This is a genomic window from Streptomyces sp. NPDC055815 (genome assembly GCF_053616475.1).
On the sequence record NZ_JBSHDU010000119.1, the window covers coordinates 1 to 19,192 of the forward strand.

At 71.2% G+C, this 19,192-nt stretch carries 12 protein-coding genes, 1 tRNA gene and 1 rRNA gene; 3 read left to right on the forward strand and 11 right to left on the reverse strand.

What is annotated here, in order from left to right:
* The first annotated feature begins 217 nt into the window (after nt 1-217).
* The gene (locus ACWGN5_RS39470) at nt 218-1,027 is read left to right on the forward strand and encodes a DNA-formamidopyrimidine glycosylase family protein (protein ID WP_453523241.1); all 810 of its coding nucleotides are present in this window, start codon (nt 218-220) and stop codon (nt 1,025-1,027) included.
* Nucleotides 1,028-1,059: 32 nt separating this feature from the next.
* Complete coding sequence (locus ACWGN5_RS39475) at nt 1,060-1,830, forward strand: SDR family NAD(P)-dependent oxidoreductase (protein WP_453523242.1); 771 nt, start codon at nt 1,060-1,062, stop codon at nt 1,828-1,830.
* Here the strand turns inward: ACWGN5_RS39475 and ACWGN5_RS39480 are convergent.
* The 9 genes from ACWGN5_RS39480 to ACWGN5_RS39520 form a co-directional block, all read right to left on the reverse strand.
* Nucleotides 1,778-2,053, reverse strand: coding sequence for a hypothetical protein (locus tag ACWGN5_RS39480; protein WP_453523243.1), 276 nt, complete (start codon nt 2,051-2,053; stop codon nt 1,778-1,780). The genes ACWGN5_RS39475 and ACWGN5_RS39480 overlap by 53 nt on opposite strands.
* Before the next feature lie 224 nt (nt 2,054-2,277).
* Complete coding sequence (locus tag ACWGN5_RS39485; protein ID WP_073819741.1) at nt 2,278-2,661, reverse strand: helix-turn-helix domain-containing protein; 384 nt, start codon at nt 2,659-2,661, stop codon at nt 2,278-2,280.
* A 109-nt stretch (nt 2,662-2,770) separates the two neighbouring features.
* Nucleotides 2,771-3,292: a CinA family protein gene (locus ACWGN5_RS39490; RefSeq protein ID WP_453523245.1), complete on the reverse strand. Its 522-nt coding sequence runs from the start codon at nt 3,290-3,292 to the stop codon at nt 2,771-2,773.
* Entirely contained in the window at nt 3,289-3,963 is a 675-nt protein-coding gene (pgsA, locus tag ACWGN5_RS39495; RefSeq protein WP_453523247.1) for a CDP-diacylglycerol--glycerol-3-phosphate 3-phosphatidyltransferase, read from the reverse strand. The genes ACWGN5_RS39490 and pgsA overlap by 4 nt, the downstream gene beginning before the upstream one ends.
* Complete coding sequence (gene rimO, locus ACWGN5_RS39500; RefSeq protein WP_453523249.1) at nt 3,960-5,450, reverse strand: 30S ribosomal protein S12 methylthiotransferase RimO; 1,491 nt, start codon at nt 5,448-5,450, stop codon at nt 3,960-3,962. The genes pgsA and rimO overlap by 4 nt, the downstream gene beginning before the upstream one ends.
* 91 nt (nt 5,451-5,541) lie before the next feature.
* On the reverse strand, nt 5,542-6,369 hold the full coding sequence (locus ACWGN5_RS39505; protein ID WP_453523251.1) for a helix-turn-helix domain-containing protein: 828 nt from the start codon (nt 6,367-6,369) through the stop codon (nt 5,542-5,544).
* Between the two features lie 222 nt (nt 6,370-6,591).
* A complete protein-coding gene (locus tag ACWGN5_RS39510; protein ID WP_453523253.1) occupies nt 6,592-9,399 on the reverse strand; it encodes a DNA translocase FtsK in 2,808 nt (935 codons plus the stop codon).
* A gap of 138 nt (nt 9,400-9,537) precedes the next feature.
* Nucleotides 9,538-10,212, reverse strand: coding sequence for a response regulator (locus ACWGN5_RS39515; RefSeq protein ID WP_389236536.1), 675 nt, complete (start codon nt 10,210-10,212; stop codon nt 9,538-9,540).
* Nucleotides 10,213-10,516: 304 nt separating this feature from the next.
* The gene (locus tag ACWGN5_RS39520) at nt 10,517-15,997 is read right to left on the reverse strand and encodes a HAMP domain-containing protein (protein WP_453523256.1); all 5,481 of its coding nucleotides are present in this window, start codon (nt 15,995-15,997) and stop codon (nt 10,517-10,519) included.
* Between the two features lie 269 nt (nt 15,998-16,266).
* On the opposite strand from ACWGN5_RS39520, the gene ACWGN5_RS39525 reads away from it, so the two are divergent.
* The gene (locus ACWGN5_RS39525) at nt 16,267-18,912 is read left to right on the forward strand and encodes a SpoIIE family protein phosphatase (RefSeq protein WP_453523258.1); all 2,646 of its coding nucleotides are present in this window, start codon (nt 16,267-16,269) and stop codon (nt 18,910-18,912) included.
* Nucleotides 18,913-19,021: 109 nt separating this feature from the next.
* Here the strand turns inward: ACWGN5_RS39525 and ACWGN5_RS39530 are convergent.
* Together ACWGN5_RS39530 and rrf are read right to left on the reverse strand one after the other, a co-directional pair.
* Nucleotides 19,022-19,094 (reverse strand) — tRNA-Thr (locus ACWGN5_RS39530).
* A gap of 4 nt (nt 19,095-19,098) precedes the next feature.
* Nucleotides 19,099-19,192 (reverse strand): 5S ribosomal RNA (gene rrf, locus ACWGN5_RS39535); the annotation flags it as partial.

The window sequence follows — 19,192 nt, forward strand, 5'->3', positions numbered from 1 at the left end:
GGTGGGCACACGGGACGGCGCGCCCAGCGGCGCCTCCGCGTTCCGCGCCTGGACCCGCACCACCAGTGCGCCGTCACTCGGGGTGCGGGTTCAGGCGCGGGAGCCTCGGGCGCCGGCAAGGGCGCCGTCCGTTGTGCCCACCCGTTCCGCCCCTTGCGGAACGCCTGCCCACAACGGGCAGAAGCGTGCCCACAACGGGGCGCGTCACAATGGCTCCATGCCCGAAGGAGACACCGTCTGGCAGACCGCCCGCCGCCTGCACACCGCGCTGGCCACCCGCGTCCTCACCCGCGCCGACCTCCGCGTGCCCCGGTTCGCGACCGCCGACCTCACCGGCCGCACGGTCCTCGACGTCACCCCGCGCGGCAAGCACCTGCTCGCCCGCGTCGAGGGCGGGCTCACCCTCCACTCGCATCTGCGGATGGACGGCGCCTGGCGGGTGTACGCCACCGGGGAGCGCCCGCGCGGCGGCCCCGAGCACCAGATCCGGGCGATCCTCGGGAACGCCGAGTCCACCGCGTACGGCTACCGCCTCCCGGTCCTGGAGCTGATCCGTACCGCCGAGGAGTCCCATGCCGTGGGCCACCTCGGCCCGGACCTCCTGGGTCCCGACTGGGACCCCGAGGAGGCCGTACGACGGCTCGGCGCCGCCCCGGAGCGCCCGCTCGGCGACGCCCTCCTCGATCAGCGCAACCTGGCCGGCATCGGCAATGTGTACAAGTCGGAGCTGGCCTTCCTCGCCGCCGTCACCCCCTGGCTCCCGGTCGGCGAGCTCGCCCCCGAGGTCCCGGCCCGGCTGGTCGCCACGGCCCACCGCCTCCTGGAGGCGAACAAGGACCGTCCGGACCGGCGCACGACGACCACCCGCCGCCCCGGCACCCCGCTGTACGTCTACGGCCGCGAGGGCCGCCCCTGCCTCCGCTGCGGCGCCGCGATCCGCAAGGCGGAGCTCGGCGACCGGGTCACGTACTGGTGCCCGGGCTGCCAGCGGGGCCCGGACGGAAACGAGCACCGCCCCGACAATTGACGACCCGTCAGATCCGGTCGTACGGTCCGGACATGACGACGACACTCCCGGCATACGACCTGACCGGCCGCACCGCGTTCGTCACCGGCGCCGCGAGCGGCATCGGCCGCGCCACGGCGGCCCTCCTCGCCCGGGCCGGTGCCACCGTCCACTGCGCGGACCGCGACGAGGCGGGCCTCAAGGAGACCGCGGCCCTGATCGCCCGCGAGGGCGGCACCGCGCACACGCACCTTCTGGACGTCACCGACCGGCCCGCGCTGGCGGCGGCCGTCCGCGCCGCCGGCCCGCTCCACGTCATGGCCGCCATCGCCGGGATCATGCACACGAGCACGGTCCTGGAGACCCGGGACGAGGACCTCGACCGCGTCCTCGCCGTCAACTTCAAGGGCGTGCTGTACGCGTGCCAGGAGGCGGCCCGCTCGATGATCGCCGCCGGCGTGCCCGGTTCGATCGTCACGATGGCCTCGGGCGCGATGGACACCGCGAGCCCGGGCCTGCTCTGTTACAGCGTCACCAAGGCGGCCGTCGTCCAGCTGACGAAGACCCTGGCGACGGAGGCGGGCCCGCACGGCATCCGGGTCAACGCGGTCGCCCCGGGCTGGATCCGTACGCCGATGACGGACCGCCACGAGCCGGCCGCCCAACTGCAGGCCGAGGCCGCGATGGTCCGTCACTCACCCCTGGGCCGGGTCGGCGAGGCCGAGGACATCGCGCACGCGGTCCTGCACCTGGCCTCCGACGCCTCCTCGTTCACGACGGGCCAGATCCTCCGCCCCAACGGCGGCGTCGCGATGCCCTGGTGACACTCCTGACCGCCAGACCGGGAACCCGCCGCCCCGAAGAAGCCGCCACGTGCACCGGCAGCAGGCTCAGCCCCCAGCCGCCCGCCGCCACCGCTCCCTCGACCGGCCCGGACTCCCCCGGCAGCAGCATCAGGCGCAACACCGCCCACCACCAGAGCCCTCCGGCCGCGAGGCCGCACGCGAGCAGCGCGAGCGTCACCAGCGGAACCCGTCGCCGTACCATGGCCGCCTCCTGCGGTCGACGCTAGACCGGCAGGATCACCCTGCGGGAGGGCGCACCGGAGGCAAACCCGGCGCACACGGCCCAGTCGTACGTCCCTCCCACCATGGCACGCCCCACCGGAACCCGGCATCTCCAGCGGAACGCCCCGAAGCCCCCGGACAGGAGAAAAGCCCCGGTCAGCGCCCCAAGAAGAGGCACCGACCGGGGCTTCGCCCCACTTCGGTTCAGGCAGCGACGACGTCCACCGCTTCCGCGGGCGCCTTGATGGTCACCCGCTCGGTGGGCACACCGGCCACCGACGTCACCGACACCGAATTGAGCCTCGGGCGTACCGGCGTCGGCACCGGTTCGCTCGCCGCTGCCGACTCGGCCAGTTCGGCCAGTGACAGCTCGTCGCTCACTTCGCGCATGAGCTCGGACATCCGTACGTCCAACGCGTCGCAGATCGCGGAGAGCAGTTCGGAGGAAGCCTCCTTCTGCCCCCGCTCCACCTCGGAGAGATAGCCGAGCGAGACTCGGGCGGACGAGGAGACTTCGCGCAGAGTACGGCCCTGGCGCTGGCGCTGCCGACGCAGCACGTCACCCAGCAGGCGACGGAGCAGAATCATCGGTGGCTCCCTCCTCGGACCGCGTAGCCGCATCCTTCACGCCCCACCGTACCGCCTCGCGCTGCGGCCGTGCGGGGAGCGATGTCGTGTTCACTCAGGGCTGCAAACATCAATTCCCCCCGTTGTGTTCCGTATCCTGTGCCCGCGCATTTCCCGAGAGTTCCTCATGGAGCAGTTCCAGCACGCTCCGTACGCTCTCTCTACGGATTTCCGTACGATCGCCGTTCAACCTCAACGACACCACTTTCCCGGCCCGCGCGCTCGTCGCGACCGGTCCCGCGACCGCCACGTAGACGGTTCCGACGGGCTGTCCGTCCTGCTCGGTGGGCCCCGCGACGCCGGTCGTCGAGATCCCCCAGTCGGCGCCGAGCCGGTCCCGCACACCGGCCGCCATCTGCAGCGCGACCTCGGGATCCACCGCTCCGCGCTCCGCGAGCAGGGCCCCGTCGACTCCGAGGAGCTGCCGCTTGAGGGCCGTGGCGTACGCCGTGACCGACCCCAGGAAGGACACCGAGGCGCCGGGCGCGCCGGTGAGCTCGGCGGCCACCAGACCGCCCGTGAGGGACTCCGCGGCGGCCAGCGTCTGATCACGCTCCGCGAGCAGCGCCAGCACCCGGGCGGCCTCGGTCATCGTGTCGCCGTCTCCGTCCGCGCGGCCTCGCGTTCCGCCGCGAGCCCCTGGCGCCGCAGGACGACCGCCTGGCGCACGTAGTCCAGACCGGTGACGACCGTCAGCACGACGGCCACCGCCATCACCCAGAAGCGGAGGGTGGCCAGCGGCCCGGTGAGCATGAGGACGTACATGCCCACGGCGGTGCCCTGGGCGAGCGTCTTCATCTTGCCGCCGCGGCTGGCGGGGATGACCCCGTGCCGGATGACCCAGAACCGCATCAGGGTGATGCCGAGCTCGCGGGCCAGGATGACCGAGGTCACCCACCAGGGCAGGTCGCCGAGCGCGGACAGCGAGATCAGCCCGGCCGCCATGATCGCCTTGTCGGCGATGGGGTCGGCGATCTTCCCGAAGTCGGTGACCAGGTTGTACGTACGGGCGAGGTGCCCGTCGAAGACGTCCGTGATCATGGCCACCGCGAACGCCGCCCACGCCCAGGCGCGCCAGGCGGGGTCGTGCCCGCCGTCCTGGAGGAGCAGCACCACGAAGCCCGGCACGAGGACGAGCCGGATCATCGTGAGGATGTTCGCGATGTTCCACAGGCTGGCCTGGTTGACGGCCGCCGCGCCCAGCTTGCCGCGGGGCGCCGGCCTACCGGTCCCGCCCGTCGCGGATGCCGGGACTCCGGTCATCTGCCTGCCTCCTCGAAAAGACACTCGGCCACCAGGTCGACGCCTTCCGTGCCGACGACCTTCGCCCTGACCATACGGCCCGGGGCCAGGTGGGGAAGCTCACCGTCGGCCGTGGTGAGCACGACCTGCCCGTCGGTCTCGGGAGCCTGGTGGGCGGCGCGGCCGATCCAGCCGTCCTCCTCGTCCAGGGACTCGACGAGTACTTCCAGGGTCTCTCCGATCCGCTCCTCCGCGCGCTGTGCGGTGAGCTCCTCGGCGAGCCGGGAGAGGTGGGCGAGCCGCTCGTCGACGACGTCCTGGTCGAGCTTGTGCTCGTACGTGGCGGCCTCGGTGCCGTCCTCGTCGGAGTAGCCGAAGACGCCGATGGCGTCGAGGCGCGCGTGGGTGATGAAGCGTTCCAGCTCGGCGAAGTCCGCCTCGGTCTCGCCGGGGAAGCCGACGATGAAGTTGGACCGGGCACCGGCCGTGGGGGCCTTGGAGCGGATGGTCTCCAGGAGCTCCAGGAAGCGGTCCGTGTCGCCGAAGCGGCGCATGGCCCGCAGCACGTCGGGGGCGCTGTGCTGGAAGGACAGGTCGAAGTAGGGCACGACCTTCTCGGTCGACGTGAGGACGTCGATCAGGCCGGGGCGCATCTCGGCGGGCTGGAGGTAGCTGACGCGGACGCGCTCGATGCCGTCCACCGAGGCCAGCTCGGGCAGCAGGCTCTCCAGGAGCCGGATGTCGCCGAGGTCCTTGCCGTAGGAGGTGTTGTTCTCGGAGACCAGCATGACCTCCTTCACGCCCTGCTCGGCGAGCCAGCGCGTCTCGTTGAGCACGTCCGAGGGACGGCGCGAGACGAAGGAGCCGCGGAAGGAGGGGATGGCGCAGAAGGAGCAGCGGCGGTCGCAGCCGGAGGCCAGCTTCACGGAGGCGACGGGGCTGGCGTCCAGGCGGCGGCGGAGCGGTGCGCGCGGCCCGGAGGCGGGCGCGAGGCCGTCGGGGAGGTCGCTCGGCACGTTCTCGGGGGCCTCCACGGCACCGTGCCCCGGCAGGGCGACGGCCGCGGCGGCCTCCTGGCGCTCCACGGGCGACAGCGGCAGCAGCTTGCGCCGGTCACGCGGGGTGTGGGCCTCGACACTGCCACCGTTGAGGATGGTCTGGAGGCGGTTGGAGATGTCGGCGTAGTCGTCGAAGCCGAGGACGCCGTCGGCCTCCGGGAGGGCTTCGGCGAGCTCCTTGCCGTACCGCTCGGCCATGCAGCCGACGGCGACGACGGCCTGGGTCTTGCCGTGGTCCTTCAGATCATTGGCTTCGAGCAGGGCGTCGACGGAGTCCTTCTTGGCGGCTTCGACGAATCCGCAGGTGTTGACGACGGCGACGTCCGCTTCCTCGGCGTTCTCGACGAGCTCCCAGCCGTCCGCTGCCAAGCGGCCTGCGAGCTCCTCCGAGTCCACCTCGTTACGGGCGCAGCCAAGAGTGACAAGGGCGACGGTACGGCGTTCGGGCATGGACTCAAGACTACTTCGTCCCGGCCGTTCCCCCGTCGCGCAGGGTTCACCTGCGCGACAGAGGTCACATCACACGCGGTACTGCGGGGGCTCAGCCGGCCTCGGGGTCGCCCTTGGTGTAGCTGAGCCGCTCGACCTGGCCGGATTCGAACTTGTCGTCGAGCTTCTTGCCGTTCACGTAGAGCTCGATCGCGCCGGCGTTGCCGAGGACCAGATCGACGCGCTCGTCGTCCTGGAAGGTCTTGGACTCGCCCTTGAGGAGGAGGCCGTCGAAGAGGAGCTTGCCGTCGTGGGCCTTGGCCGAGATCCAGCTCTTGTCGTCGATCGCGGAGAGCTTGACCGTGACCTTGTCCTGCGGGACCGCGGCGATCGCGCTCTCGGTGGGCTTGGGCGGGGCGGGCTTGACCGGCTTCGGCTTGGCGGCGGAGCTCGCCTTCTCGGGGGCGGGCGCGGGGCCGCCGTCGGCGACGGTGGTGCCCTTCCCGGACTCGTTCCCGTTGAACATCGTGAAGCCGACGAAACCGACGACGGCGACGATGGCCGCGACCATCGCGGCGGTCCAGTTGGGCCTGCGGGGCTCGGGGCGGATACGTTCCGCCTCGAAGAGCGGGGCGGCGGGGGTGGGCGCGGGACGGCCACCGTGCTCGGCGTCGTACTGCTCGATCAGCGGAGCCGGATCGATGCCGACGGCGCGCGCGAGGGTACGGACGTGGCCGCGGGCGTAGACATCGCCGCCGCAGCGCGAGAAGTCGTCCTCCTCGATCGCGTGCACGATCGGAATCCGGACACGGGTGGAGGCACTGACCTCTTCGACGGTGAGACCGGCGGCGATTCGGGCCTGCTGGAGGGCACGACCGATCGGTTCCCGGTCGTCTGCCGGGAAGGTCCGGTCGTCTTCGGGGGAGTTGCCGATGGACACGAGAGCGCCTTTCGAGCGTGTAGCCACCTGCTGGACGTTCAGTCTATGGGTGGTACGAAAGGGTGGGGCAACCGGGCGGGTGCTGTTTGTACGCCATGAGGCTGGGACATCCTTCTGTCCCTCCCTCCAACTTGACGTACGGCCAGGGGAAACGGTTGCCCACCGTTCCCTTACGAGTGAGTCTCGGCCCGGTCTCGAACCGGGTACCCGGCCCCGCCGCGGCTACGCTCCCGACTCCCCCCGGATCACGGCGAGGACCCCGTCCAGCTCGTCCGGCTTCACCAGCACGTCCCGCGCCTTCGAACCCTCGCTCGGTCCGACGATGTTCCGCGACTCCATCAGGTCCATCAGCCGGCCGGCCTTCGCGAAGCCCACGCGCAGCTTCCGCTGGAGCATGGAGGTGGAGCCGAACTGCGTCGAGACGACGAGCTCGGCGGCCTGGCACAGCAGGTCGAGGTCGTCGCCGATGTCCTCGTCGATCTCCTTCTTCTGCTTGGTGCCGACGGTGACGTCGTCCCGGAAGACGGGCGTCATCTGGTCCTTGCAGTGCTGGACGACGGTGGCGACCTCGGCCTCGGTGACGAAGGCGCCCTGCATGCGGATGGGCTTGTTGGCGCCCATCGGCAGGAAGAGGCCGTCGCCCTTGCCGATCAGCTTCTCGGCGCCGGGCTGGTCCAGGATGACCCGGCTGTCGGCGAGGGAGGAGGTGGCGAAGGCGAGCCGGGAGGGCACGTTCGCCTTGATCAGGCCGGTGACGACGTCCACGGACGGCCGCTGGGTGGCGAGCACGAGGTGGATGCCGGCGGCACGCGCAAGCTGGGTGATCCGGACGATGGAGTCCTCGACGTCACGCGGGGCGACCATCATCAGGTCGGCGAGCTCGTCGACGATCACCAGGAGGTACGGGTAGGGGTTGAGCTCGCGCTCGCTGCCCTCGGGCAGCTTGATCTTGCCGTCCCGGATGGCCTGGTTGAAGTCGTCGATGTGCCGGAAGCCGAAGGCGGCCAGGTCGTCGTAGCGCAGGTCCATCTCGCGCACGACCCACTGGAGCGCCTCGGCGGCCTTCTTGGGGTTGGTGATGATCGGGGTGATCAGGTGCGGGATGCCCTCGTAGGCGGTGAGCTCGACCCGCTTGGGGTCGACGAGCACCATCCGGACGTCCTCGGGGGTCGCTCTTATCATCACCGAGGTGATGAGGCAGTTGATGCAGGAGGACTTGCCGGAGCCGGTGGCGCCGGCCACCAGGATGTGCGGCATCTTCGCCAGGTTGGCCATCACGTAGCCGCCCTCGACGTCCTTGCCGAGCGCGACCAGCATCGGATGGTCGTCGTCGCCGTCCGCGAGCCGGAGCACGTCCCCGAGGTTGACCATCTCCCGGTCGCTGTTGGGGATCTCGATGCCGACGGCGGACTTCCCGGGGATCGGCGAGATGATCCGCACGTCGGGGGAGGCCACGGCGTACGCGATGTTCTTGGCCAGCGCCGTGATCTTCTCGACCTTCACGGCGGGGCCGAGCTCGACCTCGTACCGCGTGACCGTCGGGCCGCGCGTGAAGCCGGTGACGTCCGCGTCCACCTTGAACTCGGTGAAGACGTTCGTCAGCGCCGCCGCGACGGCGTCGTTGACGGCGCTGCGGGTCTTGCCCGGCCCGCCGCGCTCCAGGAGGTCGAGCGAGGGCAGGGAGTACGTGATGTCGCCCGCGAGCTGGAGCTGCTCGGCCCGGGGCGGCAGGTCGGTCGGCTCGGGCGCCGGCTTGGTCAGGTCGGGTACGGCCCCGCCGGCGCGGCCTCCCCCACGGGCCGGCGGCACGGGTGCGGCCGGCGCCGCCTCGGCCGGAGCGGCTTCGGCGGCGGAGGCGGCGAGCGCGGCGTTCCGCTCGGCGGTGACGTCCTTGGTCAGGTCGGCGACGATCGGCGAGGGCGGCATGCCGTTCAGCACGGCGCCGTCCAGCGCGGCAGCGGCGGCCGCGGCGACGTCCACCGGGTCGAGACCGGTCGCGAAGTCGTCCCGCCCGGAGCTCCGGCGGGCCGAGCGGCCGCGCCGCTCCAGGAGCTCGGCCTCGGCCCGGTCGACGTCGTACGGCTCCGAGGGCCCGGCCGGGCGCCGCCGGGAGGGCCGTGCGGGCCGCGGCCCGGCGTCCCGCCAGTCCTCGTCGTACCCCTCGCGGCCCGCGGGCTCCTCGGCCTCCTCCGGGTCGTGGGCGGGCTCGACGATGCCCAGCCGGGCGCCGAGCGCGCGCAGCCGCTGCGGGATCGCGTTGACCGGGGTGGCGGTGACCACGAGCAGGCCGAAGACGGTGAGCAGCACCAGCATCGGTACGGCGAGGACCTCGCCCATCATGAAGACGAGGGGCTGGGAGGCGGCCCAGCCGATGAGCCCGCCGGCGTCCTGCATGGCGGCGCTGCCGTCGCCGCGCCCCGGCGAGCCGCAGGCGATGTGCACCTGGCCGAGGACGCCGATGACGAGCGCGGAGAGGCCGATGCTGATCCGGCCGTTGGCCTCGGGCTTCTCCGGGTAGAGGATCAGCCGGATGCCGATCGCCCCGAGGAGCAGCGGTACGAGCAGGTCGAGCCGGCCGAAGGATCCGGTGACCAGCATCTCGACGAGGTCGCCGACCGGGCCGCGCAGATGGGACCAGGTGCCGGCGGCGACGATCAGCGCGAGGCCGAGGAGGAGCAGTGCGAGCCCGTCCTTGCGGTGGGCGGGGTCGAGCCCCTTGGCGCCGCGCCCTATCCCCCGGAACATCGCCCCGATCCCGTGGGCGAGGCCGAGCCAGGCGCCGCGCGCGAGCCGGTAGACGCCCCCGGTCGGGGACGGGGCGGGTCGTGGTGGGGCCTTCTTCGCGGCGGTCTTCCGCGCGGGCGCGCGTTTGGCGGGCGCGGCCTTCTTGGCGGGCGCCTTCTTCGCGGGCGGCTTGGCGGGGGACTTCGCGGGCGCCGCTTTCTTCGCGGCGCCCGTCGTCCGGCCGGCCCGCGGCTTTGCGGTGTTCGCCGTGCCCTGGGAACCCTTGCCGGACGTACGTGAAGCCATGATGCCGAGGTTACCGGTGAGGGGAGCGGTGTGGGGAGCGCCCGTCCGCCTCACCCGTTCGTGTCGTCCGTGCCGGGGCGCGATGCTGACGCCGCATCACGACGACGGCCACCACACCGGACGAGGGATGACGGTGCGTCAGCTCTGGGCGGGCAGTGTCGGCGTGGCGCCCGTACCGGGCTCCAGCGCGTCGAGCGCCCGGCGCAGCCCGGTGAGCTTGCGCTCCAGGTGCGCGGCGGTGGCGACGGCGGCCGCGTCGGCGGAGTCGTCGTCGAGCTGCTTCGACAGGGCCTCGGCCTGCTCCTCGACGGCGGCGAGCCGCGCGGAGAGCTCGGCGAGCAGTCCGGCGGACTCCTTGCCGTGACCGCCTTCGCCGCCGCCCTCCAACTGCAGCCGCAGCAGGGCGGCCTGCTCGCGCAGCTTGCAGTTCTTCATGTAGAGCTCGACGAAGACGGAGACCTTGGCCCGCAGCACCCACGGGTCGAAGGGCTTGGAGATGTAGTCGACCGCCCCGGCCGCGTACCCCCGGAAGGTGTGGTGGGGGCCGTGGTTGATGGCGGTGAGGAAGATGATCGGGATGTCCCGGGTCCGCTCGCGCCGCTTGATGTGGGCGGCGGTCTCGAAACCGTCCATTCCCGGCATCTGGACGTCGAGCAGGATGACCGCGAAGTCGTCCGTCAACAGCGCCTTGAGCGCTTCCTCCCCGGACGATGCCCGCACCAGCGTCTGATCGAGCGCGGAGAGAATGGCCTCCAGCGCCAGCAGATTCTCCGGCCTGTCATCGACCAGGAGGATCTTGGCCTTCTGCACCATGCCCCGTCCTCCTCGTCCCGGCAACGGCTCTCCCCGGACCCCCGAACCGGGGGAAGCACCGGGCGCCGCCCCAGAAGACGACTCCCTAGCGCCGTCCGTCCTTGTGCCGGTCATCGTAGCCGCACCCCGCCCGTCGCCACACCCTGTCACCGCGATGTCACTGTGCACGTAGCAGAAACGCGGTGGGAGACCAGAAGGTTCCCCGTATACCGCCCTCTCACACGCCTCTGGCGACAGTCCGTCAGTGGGCGCCGGCGGAGCCCCGGGGTCCGTGCCGCGCACGGCACGGACCCCAGGACCGGAGTCACTGCCCCCGCATCCACTGCTCCATGACGGACAGCAGGTGATCGGGATCGACCGGCTTCGTCACATAGTCCGAAGCACCGGACTCGATCGCCTTCTCCCGGTCGCCCTTCATCGCCTTCGCGGTCAGCGCGATGATCGGCAGCCCGGCGAACTGCGGCATGCGCCGGATCGCCGTCGTCGTCGCGTACCCGTCCATCTCCGGCATCATGATGTCCATCAGCACCACGGTCACGTCGTCGTGCTGCTCCAGGACCTCGATGCCCTCCCTGCCGTTCTCGGCGTAGAGCACCGCGAGACCGTGCTGCTCCAGGACGCTGGTGAGCGCGAAGACGTTGCGGATGTCGTCGTCGACGATGAGCACCTTCTCGCCGGAGAAGCCGAAGGTACGGCGCGGCTCGGGCTCCTGCTCCTCCCGCTCCGCCGCCATCGGCTGGCCGGACTGCCCGGGGACCGCGCCCCGCACCCCGGTCGCCTCCGCCGCGGCCTTCCTGCGGTGCCGGAACAGCGCCCCGGCCCCGGACCGGGCCTCCGTCCGCACGGTCGGCGGCGGGAAGTGCGGGAACGGGTTGGCGACCCCGGCCATGCCCTCCTCGGCCCCCTGCTGCGGATCGTCCGCGTCCTGCACGCCCTGCCCGTAACCGCCCGCCAGCTGCTCCATCGGGCTCAGCGGCAGGTACAGCGTGAACGTCGAACCGCGGCCGGGCTCGCTCGCCGCGAAGATCTCGCCGCCGAGCAGCCGCGCGATCTCCCGGCTGATGGAGAGCCCCAGACCCGTACCGCCGTACTTCCGGCTGGTCGTGCCGTCGGCCTGCTTGAACGCCTCGAAGATGACCCGCATCTTGCTCGCCGCGATCCCGATCCCGGTGTCGGTCACCGAGAACGCGATCAGGTCGGCCTCCGGATCGCGCAGCGAACCGGCCTCCAGGAGCTGCTCCCGGATCGACTGCGGGACGTCCGCGCTGGCGGGCCGGATCACCAGCTCCACCGCGCCCGTGTCGGTGAACTTCACCGCGTTGGACAGCAGGTTGCGCAGGACCTGGAGCAGCCGCTGCTCGTCGGTGTGGAGCGTGGCCGGCAGCTCGGGCGAGACGCGCACCGAGAAGTCGAGCCCCTTCTCCGCCGTCAGCGGCCGGAAGGTCGCCTCCACGTAGTCGACGAGCTGGACGAGCGCGATACGGGTCGGCGAGACGTCCATCTTGCCCGCCTCGACCTTCGACAGGTCGAGGATGTCGTTGATCAGCTGGAGCAGGTCCGAACCGGCGCCGTGGATGGTCTCCGCGAACTCGACCTGCTTCGGCGTCAGATTGGTCTCGGCGTTGTCCGCGAGCAACTTGGCCAGGATCAGCAGCGAGTTGAGCGGCGTGCGCAGCTCGTGCGACATGTTGGCGAGGAACTCCGACTTGTACCGCATGGAGACGGCGAGCTGCTCCGCCCGCTCCTCCAGGACCTGCCGGGCCTCCTCGATCTCGGTGTTCTTCACCTCGATGTCGCGGTTCTGCCGGGCGAGGAGTTCGGCCTTCTCCTCCAGTTCCAGGTTGGAGCCCTGGAGTTCCTTCTGCCGGTGCTCCAGCTCGGCCGACCGCTCCTTGAGCTGCTCGGTGAGCTTCTGCGACTGCTGGAGCAGCACCTCGGTCTTGGTGTTGACGCTGATGGTGTTGACCGTGGTCGCGATCAGCTCGGCGATCTGGTTGAGGAAGTCCCGCTGGATCTGCGTGAACGGCTGGAACGAGGCCAGCTCGATCACCCCGAGGACCTTGCCCTCGAACAGCACCGGCAGCACGATCACATGCGCGGGCGAGGCCTCCCCGAGCCCCGAGGAGATCTTCAGATAGCCCGGCGGCACATTGACCTGGATGGTCCGCTTCTCCTCGGCGGCCGTCCCGATGAGGGTCTCGCCGGGGCGGAACGAGGTCGGCATGGACCCGGTGGAGTATCCGTAACTCCCGCGCATCCGCAGCTCGTACGAGCCCTCGCCCTCGCCCAGGAGTTCGGCGTCGCCGTGCGCGGAGCCCGTCGGCATGGCCACGAAGAACGCGCCGTGCTGGGCCGAGACCACCGGCGTCAGCTCGCTCATGATGAGCGAGGCCACGTCGTCCAGGTCCCGGCGCCCCTGCATGAGGCCGGAGATGCGGGCCAGGTTGCTCTTGAGCCAGTCCTGCTCGTCGTTGGCGAGGGTGGTGTCGCGCAGGTTGGCGATCATCGTGTTGATGTTGTCCTGGAGCGCCTGGATCTCACCGGCCGCGTCCACGCCGTCGATCTTCACGTTGAGGTCGCCGCGGGTCACCGCGGTGGCGACGGCCGCGATGGCCCGCACCTGACGGGTCAGGTTCTCGGCCATCTCGTTCACGGACTCGGTCAGGTCCCACCAGGTGCCCTCGACGTCCCGGACCCGGGCCTGGCCGCCGAGCTGCCCGTCGGTGCCCACCTCGCGGGCCACCCGGGTGACCTCCTCGGCGAAGTTCGACAGCTGGTCGACCATCGTGTTGATGGTGTTCTTCAGCTCCTGGATCTCACCGCGCGCGTCGATGTCGATCTTCTTGGTGAGGTCGCCCTTGGCGATGGCGGTGGTGACGGCGGCGATCTGGCGCACCTGGCCGGTGAGGTTGTCGGCCATCGAGTTCACCGACTCGGTGAGGTCCTTCCACGTGCCGGAGACGCCCGGCACCCGGGCCTGACCGCCCAGGATGCCCTCCGTACCCACCTCACGGGCCACGCGCGTGACCTCGTCCGCGAAGGACGACAGGGTCGTCACCATCGTGTTGACGGTCTCGGCGAGCTCGGCGACCTCGCCGCGCGCCTCGACCGTCACCTTCTTCGTCAGGTCGCCGTTGGCGACGGCCGCCGAGACCCGGGAGATGTTCCGCACCTGATTGGTCAGGTTGTTGGCCATCAGGTTGACGTTGTCGCTGAGGTCCTTCCACGTGCCGGTGACACCGCGCACGCGTGCCTGGCCGCCGAGGATGCCCTCCGTACCCACCTCACGGGCCACGCGCGTGACCTCGTCGGCGAAGTTCGACAGCTGGTCGACCATCGTGTTGACGGTCGTCACCAGCTCCAGGATCTCGCCCCGGGCGTCGACCGTGATCTTCTTCGACAGATCGCCCATGGCGACCGCCGTCGTGACCTCGGCGATGTTCCGCACCTGGATGGTGAGGTTGTTCGCCATGCCGTTCACCGACTGGGTGAGGTCCTTCCAGGTGCCGGAGACCCCCTGCACCTCGGCCTGACCGCCCAGGATGCCCTCGGTGCCCACCTCGCGGGCCACCCGGGTCACCTGCTCCGCGAAGTTCGAGAGCTGGTCCACCATCGTGTTGAGGGTGTTCTTCAGCTCCAGGATCTCGCCGCGCGCGTCCACGTCGATCTTCTGCGACAGATCACCGCGGGCCACCGCGGTGGCGACCTGCGCGATGTTGCGGACCTGGGTGGTGAGGTTGCCGGCCATGCCGTTCACCGAGTCCGTCAGATCCCGCCACACACCGGCCACGCCCGGCACCTGAGCCTGACCGCCCAGCCGCCCGTCCGTACCCACCTCACGGGCCACCCGGGTCACCTGGTCCGCGAACGCCGACAGCTGGTCCACCATCGTGTTGATGGTGTTCTTCAGCTCCAGGATCTCGCCGCGCGCGTCCACGTCGATCTTCTGCGACAGATCGCCACGGGCCACCGCGGTCGTCACCTGCGCGATCTGCCGCACCTGCGAGGTCAGGTTGCCGGCCATGAAGTTCACGGAGTCCGTGAGCTCCCGCCAGCGCCCGGACACCCCGTCGACCCGCGCCTGACCGCCCAGCCGGCCCTCCGTGCCCACGTCCCGGGCCATCCGGGTCACCTGGTCCGCGAAGGACGACAGCTGCGACACCATCGTGTTGACGGTGTTCTTCAGCTCCAGCATCTCGCCGGCCACGTCCACCGTGACCTTCTGCGACAGATCACCGTTGGCCACCGCCGTCGTCACCTGCGCGATGTCCCGCACCTGACCGGTCAGGTTGCGGAAGGCCGTGTTCACCGAGTCGGTGAGGTCCTTCCACGTCCCCGCCGCGCCCGGCACCTCGGCCTGGCCGCCGAGCAGACCCTCGACGCCGACCTCCCGCGCCACCCGGGTCACCTCGGAACCGAAGGCCGACAGCTGGTCCACCATCGTGTTGACGGTGTTCTTCAGCTCCAGCATCTCCCCGGCCACGTCCACCGTGACCTTCTGCGACAGATCACCGTTGGCCACCGCCGTCGTCACCTGCGCGATGTCCCGCACCTGCGTGGTGATGTTCCGGAAGACCGTGTTGACGGAGTCCGTGAGGTCCTTCCACGTCCCCGCCGCACCCGGCACCTGCGCCTGACCGCCGAGCAGACCCTGCGCGCCGACCTCACCCGACACCCGGGTCACCTCGTCGGCGAACGTCCGCAGGGTCTCCGTCATCTGGTTGATGGTGTCCGCGAGTTGAGCGATCTCACCGCGCGCGGAGACCCGCACCTTCTGCGACAGGTCACCGTTCGCGACCGCCGTCGTCACCTCGGCGATGCCCCTCACCTGATTGGTGAGATTGCCCGCCATCGTGTTGACGGAATCGGTGAGGTCCTTCCACACACCGGCGACCCCGGCCACCTCGGCCTGACCGCCGAGCTCACCCTCGGTACCCACCTCGCGCGCGACCCGGGTCACCTCGGACGAGAACGACGACAGCTGGTCCACCATCCGGTTGACGGTGTTCTTCAGCTCCAGCATCTCGCCGGCCACGTTCGCCGTGACCTTCTGCGACAGATCACCGTTGGCGACCGCCGTCGTCACGAGCGCGATGTCCCGCACCTGGGCCGTCAGCCGGTTCGCCATGGTGTTGACGGAGTCCGTGAGGTCCTTCCACGAACCGGACACCCCGCGCACCTGCGCCTGCCCGCCCAGCTTGCCGTCCGTACCCACCTCGACGGCGACCCGCGTCACCTCGGAGGCGAACACCGACAGCTGGTCGACCAGGTTGTTGGCGGTACGGGCGACCTTCAGGAACTCCCCGCGCAGCGGCCGCACGGCCCCGTCCGCACCCTCCGAACGCAGGTCCATCCGCTGGTCCAGATCACCCTCGGCCACCGCCGAGAGCACCCGCCCCACCTCGGACACCGGCCGCGCCAGATCGTCGACGAGCGCGTTCGCGGCCTCGATGGCCGCCGCCCACGCCCCCTCACTGGCGCCCGCCTCCAGGCGCTCGGACAGCTTGCCCTCACGCCCGACCACCCGCCGGACCCGCGACAGCTCCCCCGTCACATGCATCTGCCGGTCGGCGACCTCGTTGAACACGGCGGAGATCTCCGCCATGACCCCGTCGCCGGACACCGTCAGACGCCGACGGAGGTTCCCGTCGCGCATCGACACCAGCGCGGCCAGCAACCGCTCCAGTGCCGCCGCGTCCACCTGGACCGTCCCCCCACGGGAACGCCCGCCCCTCGCGCGCGTGCCACTGCCTCCGCCGCGCCGCGCCGCCGTGCCAGACTCCACCGTGTCCCTCCCGAAAGGGGTCGACCGTACCGTTCCGGCTCTCGCCGTCAGCCTGCCCAGTGTTTCACCGTGTCCGAACCTGGCGATAACAGTTCGGCAGCTTCGGCACAGCGTCCCTACCCCGAGGGACGGAATCAGCGGTGACCGGCATCCGCTCGGACAGCGAAGGTAAGTAACCTGGCATCCGGCTGTCCAACCGCCCCGGTCCGCCCGGCGGGGGCGGTGTGGTGCGCGCACGACCACCGGGCAGTGGGAGGGACAGACCGAGCATGGCAGAGCCGGGCGTCGAGACGCGTACGAGGAGTGCTGTGATCACCGCGCGGGCGACTGCCAGCTTCGAGCCCGTCGGGCGGTCCGTCGCGGCCGCCCGCGCCTTCGTCAGGGACACCCTCCAGGGCTGGGGACACCCCGAACTCGTCGACGACGCCGTCGTCCTCACCAGCGAGCTCGTCACCAACGCCGTCATCCACGCCGGCACCTCCGCCGACGTCCTCTGCCTCCGCTCCGACGACAGCGTCCGCGTCGAGGTCTCCGACCGCTACCCGGAGCGCGAGATCCCCGTCCAGAGCGGCCGCACCCTCGGCAGCCCGGACCGCGAGAACGGCCGCGGCCTGCTGCTCTGCGCCGCGCTCGCCCACCGCTGGGGCGTCGACTACTCCCCCACCCGCAAACACGTCTGGTTCCACCTCGACCTCCCCCAGCGCCCCGTCGGCACCCGCTCCGCCGGCCCCGTCCTCCCCGACGCCCTCCTCCCGGTCGCCGAGACCCGCGTCCGCGTCGCCGTCGCCCAGATCGACCGCGGCGGCACGATCACCTCGTGGAACGAGGACGCCGAGGAACTCTTCGGATACGACTCCGACAAGGTCATCGGCAAACCCCTCGGCGACCTCGCCGCCTGGCCCCACACCCCCGGCATCGGCACCGGCCTCGCCGAGGCCCTCCGCCTCTCCCGCTGGGAGGGCAGCTACGGCATCCGCTGCGCCGACGGCCGGGTCATCCCCGTCTACGCCTCGCACCTCCGGGTCCGCGACGCCCAGGGCGAACCCTCCACCGTCTGCCTCCTCGTACGGGAACACGAGCGCGCCGTCCTCCAGACCCCGCAGCGCCCCGTCGCCGAGCCGGGCGCCGAGAGCCGCGCCGCCGACCCCTTCGAGGTCTTCATCGGCACCCCCGCCCCCGACGACCTCGACGGCCTCCTGCAGCGCACGGTCGAGCGCGCCCGCGACATGCTCGACGGCGACGCCGCCTTCCTCCTCCTCGCCACCGACGACGAGACGGAACTGGAGGTACGGGCCACCACCGGCCTCCCGGCCGCCCGCCAGCGCTTCGCCCGCGTCCCCGTGGAGACCGGCGCCAGCCGCTACGGCTCCGCCCGCATGCCCGCCGTCCACGAGGACCTGGCCGCCGTCCCCGGCGCCGTCCCCCTCCTCGAAGGCACCGGCATGCGCTCGGTCGTCACCGTCCCCCTCAAGGTCGAGGGCCGCCTCACCGGCTCCCTCGGCGTCGCCGCCGAGTCCGCGAACCGCTACTCCAACGAGGAGGCCCTGCGCCTCCAGTTCGCCGCCGACCGCATCGCCCTGGCCGTCGAATCCGCCCGCCTCGGCGAACTGGAACGGCTCCGCCGCGGCTCCCTCAGCTTCCTCGTCGAGGCCTCCGACCTCCTTGCCGGCACCCTCGACCGCGACCAGACCCTGGCCCTCATGGCCCAGATGACGGTCCCCACCCTCGCCACCTGGTGCGCGGTCTACACGATCGCCGACCAGGCCTCCGACCCGTACCTCTCGTACGTGCTCCACGAGGACGAGGACCGCATCGACGGCCTCAAGGACCTGCTCTCCTCCATCGCCCCGCCCGACCCGGTGCCGACCCCCGGCGCCCGCGTGTGGTCCGCGCCGGGCGACGCCGCCCACCGGGCCGCGCTCACCGCCTCGGTCCACGCCCTCGACCACCCCGCGAGCCCGCTCTCCTCCGGCATCGACACCACCCTGGCCACCGCGAGCGCGGTCGCCGGCGAGACCGTCGTCCTGCCGCTGGTCGCCCGGAACCGCGTCATCGGCATGCTGACCCTGGGCAGGCCCTCGGAGGACCACTTCCGCCAGGAGATCCTGGAGCTCGCCGAGGACCTCTCGCGCCGGGCCGCCCTGGCCCTGGACAACGCCCGTCTGTACTCGGAGCGCGTGGCGATCAGCCAGTCCCTCCAGCGCAGCCTCCTCCCGCCCGGCCTCCCCACGATCCCGGGCGTCGAGGTCGACGTCATCTACCGGGCGGCCGGCGAGGGCAACGAGGTGGGAGGCGACTTCTACGACCTCTTCCCCATCCGGGACGGCGCCTACGGATTCGCCATCGGCGACGTCTGCGGTACGGGCCCGGAGGCGGCCGCCGTCACCGGCCTGGCCCGCCACGCCCTGCGCCTCCTGGCCCGCGAGGGCTTCGGCGGCCCGGCCGTCCTGGAGCGGCTGAACGCGGCGATCCTCGACGAGGGCGCCCGCAGCCGCTTCCTGACCCTGCTGTACGGCGAGATGCGCCCGCAGCCGGACGGCTCGGCGATCCTCAAGGTCGTCTGCGCCGGCCACCCCCTCCCGCTGCGCCTCCGCCCGGACGGCACGGTGGAGCCCGCGGCCGAACCGCAGCCGCTCCTGGGTGTCATGGAGGACCTGGAGCTGTACGAGCAGACCATCACGCTCGACCCGGGCGACGTCCTCCTCTGCGTCACGGACGGCGTGACGGAACGCCGCGAGGGCAGCCGCATGCTCGGCGACGACGGCCTGGCCGAGGTCCTCAGGACCTGTACGGGCCTGACGGCCGGCGCGGTCGCCTCCCGTGTCCTCCGCGCGGTCGAGCGCTTCGCCCAGGCCCCCGCCTCCGACGACATGGCCATCCTGGCGATGCGCCTCCGCGAGCCGGACCACAACTGACGAAACCAGTGCCGGTGCCTCCCTGCGAGGGAGGCCCCGGCACTGCTGCATACATCCCTGGAAACACAAAAAGGCCCCCGCCAAGAGGCGGGGGCCTTTTCGTTTTCGGAGCCCTTTAACGGAATCGAACCGTTGACCTTCTCCTTACCATGGAGACGCTCTACCGACTGAGCTAAAAGGGCAGGTGTTCGGCGGCGTCCTACTCTCCCACAGGGTCCCCCCTGCAGTACCATCGGCGCTGAAAGGCTTAGCTTCCGGGTTCGGAATGTAACCGGGCGTT

Excerpts from the sequence above, each read along its gene's own strand:
- ACWGN5_RS39485 (WP_073819741.1), bottom strand. The coding sequence starts at position 2,661 with ATGATTCTGCTCCGTCGCCTGCTGGGTGACGTGCTGCGTCGGCAGCGC.
- rimO (WP_453523249.1), bottom strand. The coding sequence starts at position 5,450 with ATGCCCGAACGCCGTACCGTCGCCCTTGTCACTCTTGGCTGCGCCCGT.
- ACWGN5_RS39515 (WP_389236536.1), bottom strand. The coding sequence starts at position 10,212 with ATGGTGCAGAAGGCCAAGATCCTCCTGGTCGATGACAGGCCGGAGAAT.
- ACWGN5_RS39475 (WP_453523242.1), top strand. The coding sequence starts at position 1,060 with ATGACGACGACACTCCCGGCATACGACCTGACCGGCCGCACCGCGTTC.
- pgsA (WP_453523247.1), bottom strand. The coding sequence starts at position 3,963 with ATGACCGGAGTCCCGGCATCCGCGACGGGCGGGACCGGTAGGCCGGCG.
- ACWGN5_RS39470 (WP_453523241.1), top strand. The coding sequence starts at position 218 with ATGCCCGAAGGAGACACCGTCTGGCAGACCGCCCGCCGCCTGCACACC.
- ACWGN5_RS39510 (WP_453523253.1), bottom strand. The coding sequence starts at position 9,399 with ATGGCTTCACGTACGTCCGGCAAGGGTTCCCAGGGCACGGCGAACACC.
- ACWGN5_RS39525 (WP_453523258.1), top strand. The coding sequence starts at position 16,267 with ATGGCAGAGCCGGGCGTCGAGACGCGTACGAGGAGTGCTGTGATCACC.
- ACWGN5_RS39480 (WP_453523243.1), bottom strand. The coding sequence starts at position 2,053 with ATGGTACGGCGACGGGTTCCGCTGGTGACGCTCGCGCTGCTCGCGTGC.
- ACWGN5_RS39490 (WP_453523245.1), bottom strand. The coding sequence starts at position 3,292 with ATGACCGAGGCCGCCCGGGTGCTGGCGCTGCTCGCGGAGCGTGATCAG.